Source organism: Mycobacterium sp., from assembly GCF_040509115.1.
GTDB lineage: Bacteria > Actinomycetota > Actinomycetes > Mycobacteriales > Mycobacteriaceae > Mycobacterium.
Map to the genome: position 1 here is coordinate 16,268 of NZ_JBEVLO010000016.1, position 12,332 is coordinate 28,599.

General features: G+C 68.6%; 13 protein-coding genes. 6 read left to right on the plus strand and 7 right to left on the minus strand.

Annotation, left to right across the window (positions count from 1 at the left end):
• Positions 1 to 2 precede the first annotated feature (2 nt).
• Genes ABW137_RS01460 through ABW137_RS01475 form a run of 4 tightly spaced genes read right to left on the minus strand, consistent with a single transcriptional unit; the run spans position 3 to position 4,673 of the window.
• The gene (locus ABW137_RS01460) at positions 3 to 1,361 is read right to left on the minus strand and encodes an MFS transporter (protein ID WP_526396138.1); all 1,359 of its coding nucleotides are present in this window, start codon (positions 1,359 to 1,361) and stop codon (positions 3 to 5) included.
• Positions 1,358 to 2,341, minus strand: coding sequence for a 2-hydroxyacid dehydrogenase (locus ABW137_RS01465; RefSeq protein WP_526396140.1), 984 nt, complete (start codon positions 2,339 to 2,341; stop codon positions 1,358 to 1,360). The genes ABW137_RS01460 and ABW137_RS01465 overlap by 4 nt, the downstream gene beginning before the upstream one ends.
• Positions 2,338 to 3,456 (minus strand): maleylacetate reductase, encoded by a 1,119-nt coding sequence (locus tag ABW137_RS01470; RefSeq protein ID WP_526396166.1) that lies wholly within the window; start codon positions 3,454 to 3,456, stop codon positions 2,338 to 2,340. The genes ABW137_RS01465 and ABW137_RS01470 overlap by 4 nt, the downstream gene beginning before the upstream one ends.
• A 5-nt stretch (positions 3,457 to 3,461) precedes the next feature.
• Positions 3,462 to 4,673 (minus strand): enolase C-terminal domain-like protein, encoded by a 1,212-nt coding sequence (locus ABW137_RS01475; protein WP_526396142.1) that lies wholly within the window; start codon positions 4,671 to 4,673, stop codon positions 3,462 to 3,464.
• 111 nt (positions 4,674 to 4,784) lie between these two features.
• Here ABW137_RS01475 and ABW137_RS01480 point away from each other — a divergent pair, with 111 nt between their 5' ends.
• Together ABW137_RS01480 and ABW137_RS01485 are read left to right on the plus strand one after the other, a co-directional pair.
• On the plus strand, positions 4,785 to 5,675 hold the full coding sequence (locus ABW137_RS01480; RefSeq protein WP_526396144.1) for a LysR substrate-binding domain-containing protein: 891 nt from the start codon (positions 4,785 to 4,787) through the stop codon (positions 5,673 to 5,675).
• A 158-nt stretch (positions 5,676 to 5,833) separates the two neighbouring features.
• Positions 5,834 to 6,628 carry a hypothetical protein gene (locus ABW137_RS01485; RefSeq protein ID WP_526396146.1) on the plus strand — a complete coding sequence of 265 codons (795 nt, stop codon included), beginning with the start codon at positions 5,834 to 5,836 and terminating at the stop codon, positions 6,626 to 6,628.
• Here ABW137_RS01485 and ABW137_RS01490 read toward each other — a convergent pair.
• On the minus strand, positions 6,590 to 7,750 hold the full coding sequence (locus ABW137_RS01490) for a glycosyltransferase family 4 protein (protein WP_526396148.1): 1,161 nt from the start codon (positions 7,748 to 7,750) through the stop codon (positions 6,590 to 6,592). The genes ABW137_RS01485 and ABW137_RS01490 overlap by 39 nt on opposite strands.
• Before the next feature lie 34 nt (positions 7,751 to 7,784).
• On the opposite strand from ABW137_RS01490, the gene ABW137_RS01495 reads away from it, so the two are divergent.
• Complete coding sequence (locus ABW137_RS01495) at positions 7,785 to 8,549, plus strand: class I SAM-dependent methyltransferase (protein ID WP_526396150.1); 765 nt, start codon at positions 7,785 to 7,787, stop codon at positions 8,547 to 8,549.
• Between the two features lie 55 nt (positions 8,550 to 8,604).
• Positions 8,605 to 10,083, plus strand: a complete 1,479-nt coding sequence (locus tag ABW137_RS01500) for an aldehyde dehydrogenase (protein WP_526396152.1) — start codon at positions 8,605 to 8,607, stop codon at positions 10,081 to 10,083.
• A 105-nt stretch (positions 10,084 to 10,188) separates the two neighbouring features.
• On the opposite strand, the gene ABW137_RS01505 is transcribed toward ABW137_RS01500, so the two are convergent.
• Entirely contained in the window at positions 10,189 to 10,992 is an 804-nt protein-coding gene (locus ABW137_RS01505; protein WP_526396154.1) for an enoyl-CoA hydratase/isomerase family protein, read from the minus strand.
• A 103-nt stretch (positions 10,993 to 11,095) separates the two neighbouring features.
• Between ABW137_RS01505 and ABW137_RS01510 the strand changes: the two genes are divergently transcribed.
• Together ABW137_RS01510 and ABW137_RS01515 are read left to right on the plus strand one after the other, a co-directional pair.
• Positions 11,096 to 11,263: a hypothetical protein gene (locus ABW137_RS01510; protein WP_526396156.1), complete on the plus strand. Its 168-nt coding sequence runs from the start codon at positions 11,096 to 11,098 to the stop codon at positions 11,261 to 11,263.
• Positions 11,236 to 11,895: a TetR/AcrR family transcriptional regulator gene (locus ABW137_RS01515; protein WP_526396158.1), complete on the plus strand. Its 660-nt coding sequence runs from the start codon at positions 11,236 to 11,238 to the stop codon at positions 11,893 to 11,895. The genes ABW137_RS01510 and ABW137_RS01515 overlap by 28 nt, the downstream gene beginning before the upstream one ends.
• Here the strand turns inward: ABW137_RS01515 and ABW137_RS01520 are convergent.
• The coding region (locus ABW137_RS01520; protein ID WP_526396160.1) for a dihydrofolate reductase family protein at positions 11,892 to 12,332 on the minus strand (441 nt) is incomplete at its 5' end. The two genes, ABW137_RS01515 and ABW137_RS01520, sit on opposite strands and share 4 nt — an antisense overlap.

Genomic DNA, 12,332 nt, shown 5'->3' on the forward strand with positions numbered 1-12,332 from the left:
GTCTAGGACAGGGTGACGGGCTTGGCCTCAGCCTCGGGTGATGACGCCTGGTCCGGGTCGACGATCGGCGCAAGGTCGATCCCGCGGGTCTCCGGCAGCGCGAGCACCGCCACCAGTCCGGCCAGTGCGACCACCACCATCGCGGTGGCCAGGAAGACCGGCGACCCTCCCGCCAGACTCACCAGGCCGACCGAGATGACCGGTGCTGGCCCGGCCAGTAGGGCGCCGGGAATCTCGCGGCCGAGCGCGAAGCCACTGAATCGATATGCGGCAGGGAACAATTCGCTGTAGTACGCCGCCTGTGACCCGAACATCGCGAGGCATCCACCGAGCGCGAGCGCGAAGGCCAGGATGATGAGCGCGACGTTGCCGGTGTCCAGCATCCAGAAGAAGGGGAAGGCGATCACCGCACAAAACGCGCTGACGGCGATGTAGACGGGTTTGCGACCGGTGCGGTCGGACAGTTTCCCGATGAACGGAATGGCCAAGGCCCCGACAGCACAGCCGATCAGCACCGCGATCAGCGCCGTACTCTTGGGGACGCCCTTGCCCGCGATGTAGCTCAGCGAATACGTCTGTACCACATAGATGTTGAAGGCCAGCACACCGTTGGCGACCATGACGAGCAGAAGTCGTCGCGGCATCGCCCTGACCATCGCCAGCGCGGGCAGCTTGGTGCGGGCGCGCGCCTCCTTCAGTTCGGTGAACACCGGCGATTCGGGTACCCGCAGCCTGATCAGCAGGCCGATCGCCACGACGACGATGCTGAACAGGAACGGAATCCGCCAACCCCAGCTCATCAGCTGCTCCTGCGGAAGCATGGCCACGGCGGCGCTCATCGCCGCCGCGAGCCCGATGCCGATGAACACCCCTGACGCGGGCAGCGAGGCGAAGTAGCCGCGCCGCTTCACGGGTGCGAACTCGGCCACCATCGTCACCGCGCCCACGTACTCCGCGCCGACGCCGAGTCCCTGCAGCAGGCGGCACACCACCAGAAGCACCGGTGCGAGAACGCCGATCGACGCGTACGTCGGCAGCAACCCGATGATCACGGTCGCGACGCCCATCAGCAGCAGCGTGCACACCAGCGAGAATCGCCGCCCGTACCGGTCACCCAGGTGCCCGAAGATCATCGCACCCACCGGCCGGGCGAAGTAGCCGACACCGAAGGTCGCGAAAGCTGCGGCAATGCCTGCGCTTTCGGAGAACTTGGGAAAGAACAGGGTGCCGAACACCAGCGCTGCGGCCTGCCCGTACACGGCGATGTCGTACCACTCGATGACGCTGCCGATGACCGTGCCGGGGATGAGCCTTCGTTTGGACTCCAACCAGATCTGGTCGGGGGTGGTGGAAGTGGTCATGATGCGCTCCTCCTTGAGCCGGTGTGGACGACGTTTCGCAATGGCTCGCCGGCCGCCAGACGGTTGACGTTGTCGGCGATGGCCGCATAGCGGCGACGGGGTAGTTCGGTGGTCCACGCACTGGAGTGCGGTGTGCACCAGGCGTTGGGCAGCTCCCACAGCGGGCGTGCGGACGGCACGGGGTTGGCGTCGTCCGGTGTGGGGTAGCGGTACCAGACGTCCAGGATCGCGCCGCCGATTTCGTTGTCCTGCAGGGCGTCATACAGCGCTGACTCGTCGACGATGGGTGCCCGGGAGATGTTGACGAGCACGGAGTGCGACTGCATCATCGCCAGAGCGGTGGCGTCGATCAGCCCCGTGGTCGCCGACGTCAGCGGACATGCCAGCACCAGGTAGTCGGCCACCGCAAGCACCTTGTCGAGGTCGCCGGTGGGCAGCACCTCCGCGGCGGCATCCGCGGTGGCGTGGTCGTCGACGGCGATGACGTCCACACCGAATGCGGCGGCGCGGGTCGCGATGGCTCGACCGATGCGGCCGTATCCGACCACCCCCATCGTCTTGCCCGCGATCTCCCCGTGCGGCACGCGGTTGCGGTACTGCCGGGCCCAGGTCTGCGGAGTGAACGAGTACTGCAGCGCCGAGGCGCGGATCTCCCACTCCAGCAGCCGCGCAAGGACGAACTCTGCGATCGGCGTCTCGTGCTCGAAGACGTTGGCCACCAAGGTGTTCGGTGGTAGCACCGAGAGGTCGATCTGGTCGAGGCCGGCACCGGGCACGTGCAGCAGCCGAAAGGGCGGCGCGGTGCCGCCCTGCCGCGAGAAGCGTAGTGAGACAACGACGTCCCCGGCACCGATCCGATCGTCGAAGGCGTTGGTGGTAGCCGCTTCCCAGGGCAACCCCACGACGTCGTACGGCGCACGCAGGTGCGGACACAGGTCGGCCTCGTGTTCGGCGGCCTCGCCGATCAGCCAGATCTTCATGGCGTGCCGCCGGGACGTTCTCCGGCCGCGGCGGCCGACAGGATGGCGCGCACCGCGTCCTCGGTGACGGGTGCGGGGTTGCCCGCCCGGCTGGCATCGTGGACGTCCGGTCCGGCGGCGGGTCCATCGGCGGTGGTGGCGATCACGACGGCGCGGTCTTCGTCCTGCGGCCCGAACCCGACGTCGGCGAGGCGGGTCGGCAAGCCCGCGTCGTGGACGAGGTCCCAGATGTGTCCGGCCAGGTCGTCGGTACCGACGGCGCGCGCAATCCGGCCCAGCGGGCCGGCGGCGTGGCGGAGCAGGTGCTCGGTGACATAGGGCAGGACGACGGCGTGGGCGGTGCCATGCTCCACGCCGTAACTGCCGCCGAGCATGTGGGCAATGGCGTGCTGGATGGCGAAGCCGCCGGTGAGGGCCGCCCCGCAAAGGTAAGCGCCGTAGAGCATCTCGTTGCGCGCGGCCAGGTCACCCGGGTTGGCGAGCAGGATCGGCAGGGCTTCGGTGACGACGCGGGCACCCTCCACCGCCGCGGGCACCAGCAGCGGGCTGAGGCTGGGCAGGTAGACGGCGTCGACGCTATGCGCGAGCGCGTTCATCGCGCTGGAGGCGCTCGTCGCGGGCGGCAGCGAGATCGAGAGTTCGGCGTCGTAGATGACGGTGGAGGCGAGCATCCGGCGACTCTCGCGCATGCGCTTGACGCCGTCGGCCGTCATTCCGCAGTAGCCGGTCATCTCCGACCCGCTGTAGGTGGTGGGCACCGCGATGATCGGCATCCCGGTCTCCAGCGCGATGCCCTTGCACAGTCCGGTCGCGGCCCCGCCGCCGATCGCGATCAGGCAGTCGGCACCCCGGCCCGCGGCCTTTTGCACGCCGCGCTGGACCACCTCGACGGGCACCTGGCTCACCGCTTCCGGCAGCAGTCCGGCGCAGCGATCGCCGATCGTTGAGGCGAACCCGTCGCCCATGCCTGCCCGGCCGGGCGTGGTCACGATCAGCGCGCGGCGCGCTCCCAACCGGTCTATCTCGTCGCCAAGGCGCGCGGCGGTGCCTGGGCCGAAGACGATGCGTGGCGGGGTCGCGTTGTGGACGCCCGCGGGGTGCTCGAAGGTCCGCATCCGCGTCACCAGTCCACCACCGTTCCGTCGGAGAGCACGGCGGAGCTGCTGTGCGAAACCTCCGGTGCGTAGGGATGTTTGGCGGCCTCGGCCTCGTCGACTTCGACACCCAAGCCGGGTGCCGTCGGTACCTGCCAGTGGCTGCCGATCCGCGTCATGGGGGTGCTGACGACGTCGTCGTACCAGCTCACCGCGCCGCTCATTTCCTCCTGGATGACGAAGTTGGGCGTGCTGACGGCGAAGTGCAGCGCGGCGGCGCCGGCGATCGGCCCGTTCGGATTGTGGGGTGCGACGCCGACCATCTCGACGTCGGCGAGCGCCGCGATCCGCTTGCCCTCCAGCAGCCCACCGGTGTGGTTGAGGTCCGGCTGGGCGATGTGTACGGCCTTGCCGGACAGCACCGGAAGGAATTCGCGCAGGCCGATCAGCCGTTCACCCGCGGCGATCGGTGTCGCCGAACGCTGGGCGACCTGTCGCAGCGCCTCGGTGTCACCGGGCTGCACGGGTTCCTCGCAGAACAGCGGTTGGTACGGGGCGAGCACCTCGATGTACTGCAGGGCGGCCGCGACCGACGCGGGTCTGCCGTGGAAGTCCACCATGATGTCGACGTCGGGGCCGACGGTGTCCCGCAGTGTCGCCATCATCTTGTCGACGTGTCTGCGCTCCGCCGCGACGGTCAGGTGACCGCCATAGGGAATCAGCACCACTTTCATTGCGTCGTAACCATTCTCGATGACAGCAGCCGCCTTCTCCCGTAGCACGCCGGAGTCCGAGGTGTCGTACACCGAGCGCATGTCGCCGAGTCCGAGATGGGTGTAGACGTGTACGGAGTCGCGGACCTGCCCGCCGAGCAGCCGCCACACGGGTTGGCCCACCGACTTGCCGAAGATGTCCCACAGCGCGTGTTCGATGCCGCTGATGGCGGTCGCGCCGATGATGCCGAGACGGTAGTAACTGTGCTTGTTCAGCACCCTGACGATCTGCTCGATGTCGCGTGGATCCCGCCCGATGACCAGTTCACTGAGGTCTTCGATGGCGCCGATCACCGCTCGCGTCTTCCAGTTCAGGCTGGCTTCGCCCCAGCCGTACAGGCCGTCCTGGTCGGTGCGGACCTTCACCAGGATCCAGTTGCGCAGTTCGGCGTTGACGACCGTCGTCTCGATCGCGGTGACCCGGATCGTCGAGCCGTCGGACACGGGCGGGGAGGTGATGGGCACGACACTCCGTTCTTGATGTGGTGTGGACAACGCTAGGAGCGGCGACCAATTGCGTCCAACTCTTTGTTTGCATCTATTGATTTGATTTGATTCTTACTGTTGCCTGGACGGATGGACCGCTTCGGACTGGAGTGCTTCGTCGCGCTGGCCGATGAACTGCACTTCGGTCGTGCCGCTGAGCGCTGCCACATCAGTCAGCCCGCGATGAGCCAGCAGATCCGCCGCCTCGAGCAGGAGTTGACCGTCCGCTTGGCCCACCGCAACAAGCGCACGGTGTCGCTGACCCGCGCCGGTGACGCGTTCCTCGCCGAGGCCCGCACGATGCTCCGGCAGATGGAGCACGCCACCGCTCAGGCCTTACGCACCGACCGCGGCGAGATCGGTCAGCTCAGGCTCGGCGTGACGGCGCCGGCCCTCTACGTCGTCTACCCGGAGATCGCCGCCCTGTTCCGCGAACAGCTGCCGAACGTCGGCCTGGTGGTGCGTGAAATGACGACCGCCGAGCAGGAGCATGCGCTCCGACGGGGTGACCTCGACGTCGGCCTGGTGCATCCGCCACTGGACGACCCCAGCGTTGCCACCGAGGAGATCGGCCGGGCACCGTTCCACATCGCGCTGCCGGTGGACCACCCGCTGACGGTGCACGAGTCGCTCGAACTTCGCGATCTCGAGGGTGAACAGGCGGTCATCTTTCCGCGACAGATCGCGCCGCAGCTGTACGACACGGTGCTTCGGCTCTGCCTCGAGGCCGGCTTCAGCTTGAAGATCGCGATGGAGGCCCACCCGGCACAGTCGATCATCGCGTTGGTGGCCGCCAGGGTCGGGGTCGGATTCATCGCGTCGCGAACTCAGCGACTCGACCGCGCCGGTGTCACCTACCGGCCGATCCGCGGTCCGCGGCCGCAGTTGAGCATCGGGGTGGCCTACCACTCCGACGAGACGGGTCCGACGGTGCAGGCGTTCCTGGCCGCGGCGAGAACGGCAGGCAGCTCGATGGAGTGACGGCACCAGCGCCCCGCGAGCGCTGTGGCGATCGTGTGCCTCACCGTTGTGGTGGGTGTCGGTCGACGCGTACCCGGCGTCCCGATCGGAAGCCGGTGGAGCAGTCGTCGCGGTAGGCGATCTGGCCGTGCGGTTTGCCGCCGGTGTCTACTAGGGCCATGAGTTGGCTCAACGCGTGGTGGCAGCACGAGGTGGTCGACGGCTACAAGGGTCCGTTGCTACTCAGCTTCACCGCGTTCGTCGCGACCTTCCTGACGACGCGGACCATCACCCGGCTGATCAGGGCGGGCAAGGGCCCCTTCCACAACGTCAGCACCGGCGGAGTGCACATGCACCACTCGACGCCGGGCGTCGTGTTGCTCATCGTGGGCGGTTTCACCGGCGTCGGCTCGCCGCCGCTGTCGGCGTGGACCTACCTCGCCGGCCTGCTGGTGGGCGTCGGGGCGTCGCTGGTGCTCGACGAGTTTGCGATGATCTTCCGGCTCCAGGACGTGTATTGGTCCCAGGAGGGCCAACTCTCGGTGAACGTCGTGACCCTGGCCGCTGCCTGCGTCGGCCTCGCCACGGTCGGAGTGTCCCCGGTGGACGATCTGCCACCCGAGATCGCCGCGCTCCGCTACGCCGCGGTGGTCGTGCTGCTGGTCAACTTCGTCCTCGTCGCGGTGGCAGCGTTGAAGGGGAAGTACCCCACCGCGCTGCTTGGCCTGTTCATCGGGCCCGTCGCGTGGGTGGCCGCCGTGCGCCTGGCCCGCCCGACGTCGCCGTGGGCACGCCGTCGCTACGGTCCGGCCAGACTCGCCCGCGCGACGCGCCGAGCGGCGGCGTTCGACGACCGGTGGGCTCCCGTCCGGCGACACTGGGACGACTTCATCGGTGGCACACCGACATCGGCCGGCCCGCCCACTCCCCCGGTGCTAGACCACTCCGCCGATCAGCCTGCGGTCGACCACTGACTCCAGCACCACGCGCATCGCATCCGCGCTCTGCTGCCAGGAGAATTCACCGCTGCGCGCCTGCGCCTTCACCCCAAGCTGCTCGCGAAGCACCTCGTCGGTGAGCAGCCGTTCCATGTGCGACGCCAGCTCACCATGGTCGTCGACGAGCAGTCCGGTGACGCCGTCCACGATCGAGTCGGTCAACCCGCCAGAGGACCGGTAGCCGATGCTGGGCACGGCGTGCTGGGCGGCCTCAAGGACCGCGAGCGCCCACCCTTCCTTGCGCGACGGCAGGACGTGTATCCAACCATGTTGTAGCACTGCGTGTTTGGCGTTATCGTCGACGTGTCCGTGAAAGGTCACGGCGTCGGCGATACCGAGTCGCGCCGCGTGGTCGACCAGGCGTCGATCCCACCAGCCGCCGCCGACGACGTCGAGGTGCAGATCGGGAATGCGCGGCAGCAACACGGCGACGGCGTCGAGGACGTCCTCGATCTGCTTGTGCGGCACCAACCTCGACAACACGACCACCCGCGGCGTCGTCGATCGGGGATGCGTCAACGTGGCGGCGGGTGCCTCGTCGACACCGTTGCGCACGACGGCCACCTGGCGAGGATTCACGCCGAGGTCGGCAAGATCGCGCGCCGAGGGCAGCGACACCGTGACGTACTGGTTGTCACGGTGCAATCGGGGTGACAGCGTCGACTCGACGAACCAGCCGACCCTGCTCATCACCGGCCCGGCCACCGGCCACAACTCACGGTGGCAGTGGTGCACCAGCACGACGGAGCGACGGCCGAACGCCAACCTGGCCAGGAAGGGGATGCCGTTCTGGGTGTCGATCACGACGTCGGGGCGCGCGCCACGCAGCGGGCCGATACCGACTCGGGATGCCACCATCGCCAGGCCCGCCAGCACGTACACGGAGTAGCGACCACCGCCGCGGCTGATCGTGACGCCGTCGCGGACCTCCCGACGCCGCGCCCCCGGGTAGCGGGCGGTGCGCAGGGTGACGCGAACGCCCTGCGACGCCAACTGGGCGCCGATCCGCTGAAGGTACATCTCGCTGCCGCCGCCCTGCGGATGGCCGGTGTCGCGCCAGCACAACAGGAGCACGGAGCGGACGGCGGGAGCGGACATCCAGGCCAGACTAGTCGGCCCCTACGCTCGTCACGTGCGCGGAACCGATCTCATCGCCCGCCGGGCCACCCTCGCCAGATCGGTGCGACTGCTCGGCGAGTTCCGCTTCGAGCAGACCGATCCGGCCCGGTTCTACGGGGCGCTCGCCGACGACACCGTCATGCTCGTCGGCTCCCTCTGGACCGCGGTCCACGGCACCGAACCCACCGACCGGACCGTGCTCGACGTCGGCGGCGGCCCCGGGTACTTCGCGACCGCCTTCACCTCCGCGGGCATGCACTACGTCGGCGTGGAGCCCGACGAGGCCGAGATGCACGCCGGGCCCGCGGGGGATGCGGCGGCAGGCACCTTCGTCAGGGCGTCGGGGACGGCGCTGCCGTTGGCCGACGACAGCGTCGACGTCTGCTTGTCCTCCAACGTCGCCGAGCACGTCGCCGAACCGTGGCGGCTCGGTCGCGAGATGCTCCGCGTGACCAGGCCCGGCGGGCTGGTGGTGCTGTCGTACACGGTGTGGCTGGGCCCGTTCGGCGGCCACGAGATGGGCCTGACGCACTACCTCGGCGGGTCCCGTGCCGCCGCGAGATACACGCGCAAGCACGGTCATCGACCCAAGAACGACTACGGCTCGTCGTTGTTCGCGGTGTCCGCGGCCGACGGGCTGCAGTGGGCGGCGAGCACCGGCGCGCTCGTCGCCGCATTTCCCCGCTACCACCCGCGATGGGCGTGGTGGATGACGCGGGTGCCGGTACTGCGGGAATTCACGGTGAGCAATCTGGTGCTCGTCCTGCAGCCCACCTGAACGACGGAACTGGAACAGGTTCTACTCCGGCCGTTTGATGGGTAATGTGACGGCCATGACACAGAGCACTGCCTTCAAGACCGAATGGGACGAGCTGTTCATCGGCGGCAAGTGGGCCGAGCCCGCAGGCGGACCCGGGTCCGGCGTCATCGAAGTGCACTCCCCTGCCACCGGCGAGCTGGTCGGCAGGGTGCCGCTGGCGTCGGAGGCCGACGTGAACGCCGCGTGCGCGGCCGCCCGCAAGGCCTTCGACGAGGGCCCGTGGCCGCACCTGGCACCCGAGGAGCGCGCCGCGATCCTCGGCGCCGCGGTCAAGATCATGGAGGAGCGCGCCGACGAGCTGAAGTTCCTGCTGGCCGCCGAGACGGGGCAGCCGCCGACGATCGTCGACATGATGCAGTACGGCGCGGCGATGTCGTGTTTCTCCTACTACGTGGGCGCTGCCGACAAGTTCGCCTGGCAGGACATTCGCGACGGCATCTATGGCCAAACCCTGGTGCTCAAGGAGCCGATCGGCGTGGTCGGCGCCGTCACCGCCTGGAACGTGCCGTTCTTCCTGGCCGCGAACAAGCTCGGACCCGCGCTGCTCGCGGGCTGCACGGTGGTTCTCAAGCCCGCCGCCGAGACCCCGCTGTCGGTGTTCGCGATGGCCGAGATGTTCGCCCAGGCCGGGCTCCCCGAGGGCGTGCTGTCGATCGTGCCCGGCGGTGCCGAGACGGGCCGCGCGTTGACGGCCAACCCCGAACTGGACAAGTTCACCTTCACTGGCAGCAGCGCGGTCGGCAAGGAGATCGGCAAGCTGGCCGCCGAGAAGCTCAAGGCCTGCACCCTGGAACTGGGCGGCAAGTCCGCGGCCATCATCCTCGAAGACGCCGACCTGGACTCGACGTTGCCGATGCTGGTGTTCTCCGGGCTGATGAACTGCGGCCAGGCCTGTGTGGGGCAGACCCGCATCCTGGCGCCGCGGTCGCGCTACGACGAGGTCGTCGAGAAGTTGTCCGCCGCCGTCGCAGCGATGCCGATCGGCCTGCCCGACAACCCGGGCGCCATGATCGGCCCGCTGATCAGCGAGAAGCAGCGCGACCGCGTCGAGGGGTACATCGCCAAGGGCGTCGAGGAGGGCGCCAGGATCGTCACCGGCGGCGGCCGCCCGGACGGACTCGACGGCGGCTGGTTCATCGAGCCGACGGTCTTCGCCGACGTGGACAACTCCATGACCATCGCCCAGGAGGAGATCTTCGGTCCCGTGCTCGCGGTGATTCCCTACGACACCGAGGACGACGCGGTGCGCATCGCGAACGATTCGGTGTACGGCCTGGCTGGCAGCGTGTTCACCCAGGACTTCCCGAAGGCCATCGAGATCGCGAAGCGGATCCGCACCGGCACCTACGCGGTCAACATGTATGCGTTCGATCCCGGTGCGCCGTTCGGTGGCTACAAGAACTCGGGCATCGGCCGCGAGAACGGACCAGAGGGCATCGAGCAGTACTGCGAGTCCAAGAGCGTGCTGCTGCCGTTCGGGTACACGCCTTAGCTCTCTCCGCTACCACGCAACGAAGGGCCTCGACTCTGCGCTCTTGGCGCCAAAGTGCGAGTGGCGCTCGCCGTCACCGCAGAGTCGAGCGCGTCGTGCTGCGGGTCAGTGACCGCGAAACTGGGCCGCCCTGCGTTCGATGAAGGACTGCACGCCCTCTGCCGCGTCCGCAGTGCCGAACAGGTGCGTGATCTCGGGCCGCAGCGCGTCGACGGCGGCGGCGTCACCCGCGGTTCGCGCCAGGTGCGCCGACGCCAGGATCGCCCGAACACCCAGTGGCGCAGCACGTTCGGCGATGGTGTGAGCGATCTCCACTGCCTTCGCCTTGGCGGCGGCCGCGTCGGGGAGCACCTCCTGCACCAGCCCGATTCGGTGCGCCTCGGCTGCGTCGAACTCGTCGCCAGTGAGCAGCCAACGCATGGCGTTGCCCCAGCCGGTCTGCCGGGGCAGGCGGATGGTCGCGCCGCCGAACGGATAGATGCCGCGAAGCACTTCGATCTGCGCGAATCGCGCGTCCGCGGCGGCTAGGCGGACGTCGGCGGCGAGCAGCAGTTCGATGCCGAGAGTCAGGCAACGGCCCTGCGCGGCCGCGACGACCGGCTTGGTCCACTCACCGTCGAGACGCCACGGGTCTCGGCCGCCGTCGGGCATCGGATCTCGCCCCTCCGCGAGGTAGGGCGCCACGTCGACCAGGTCGAGGCCCGCGGTGAAGTGGTCGCCGTTGGCGATCAGCACTCCTGCACGCAGCGCGTCGTCGGTCTCCAGCAGCGCATACGCGCGGGAGAGGTCGGCGAGCATGGCGACGTTGAAGGCGTTGCGCTTCTCCGGCCGGTTCAGCGCCATGACCAGCACGTGCCCGTCGCGTTCCAGCGCGACGGTGTCCAGGGTGAGCTGCGATGCGCCGGTCATCCTTCGAGTGAACTCCCCCTCGGCTAACTATGCAATGCACCATAATATGGTCATCGATCTGTGACCGGGAATACATCGCCTGGGGGGTTGTGTTACGCGTTCTATGCTCGATGACATAGCCGGGGAGGCTGCCACGTGGATCGTCGAGGTCAACGTGCTGGGTCGCACATTCACGCACCGGTTCGACGGCCGTCCCGAGGTACCGCGCTTCACCCCGCGCCTGCCGCAGAGGCGCCGCGGCAAATGGCGCGAGCCGCGGGCCGCGGCCTGATGCCAGAGCCCGCCGGCCGCAGCGGCACCAACAAGCGAGGCTCCACCCGCACGCGGATGCTGCACACGGCCGCTCTGGTGCTGCGCGAGAAGGGCGCAGCAGGCGTCACCATCGACGAGGTACTGGCCCGCAGCGGCGCTCCTCGCGGCTCGGTCTACCACCACTTTCCAGGCGGCCGCAGTCAGCTGCTCGCCGAAGCCCTGCAATACGCGGGTGATTCGATCACCGCCGTCATCGACGACGCGTGCACGAAGGGCTGCATTCCGCTCGTCCGCCAGTTCGTCGAACTATGGGAACGAACCCTGGTCGACAGCGACTTCGCGGCAGGCTGTCCGGTGGTCGCGGCGGCGATCAGTGCCGGCGACGACGGTCCCGCGCTGAGCGCGCTCGCCGGTGACATCTTCGGAAGCTGGCGCGACGCGTTGACGCATGCATTCTTGGCAGACGGTTTCGACGCAGCCGACGCAGGCTCGCTCGCGATCACCTGCATCGCCGCCCTTGAGGGCGCGGTGGTACTGAGCCGGTCGACCCGCAGTGCCGACCCGTTGCGCGACGTCGCCCAGCAGCTCGAATTCCTGATCGAAACACGCGAATTCGTGTTGCGATTCGGACTGCCGCCAGCGCAGCGCTAGGCGGCCTTGGTCCACCGCGCGCAGACGAAGTCGGCGTTGCGGGCCACCTCCCGCAGCGCCCACTCCGAGCGCAGCGGCAGCACGGGAGCACCCTTGCCCAGCGTGCACGGCGCATACGACACGATCATCTCGTCGATGAGACCGGCAGCAACGAACTGTGCCGCGACGTCGCCGCCACCGACCACCCAGACGTCGCGACCCGCGGCGGCCGAGACCAGCGTGGCGTGCAACTCCGTGACCTCCCCGACGAACGTCTGCACGGGATGCCCGGCGGCGACGATCTCCGGTCGGTGCGTCAGCACCCACGTCGGCTGCTCGTAGGGCCAGTCACCCGGTTGGTTCGCCAGCATCCACTCGTAGGTCGACGACCCCATCACAAGCGCTCCAACGCTTTTCGCGAAGGCCTCGTAGCCAAATTCACCGTTCGCGTCGACGTC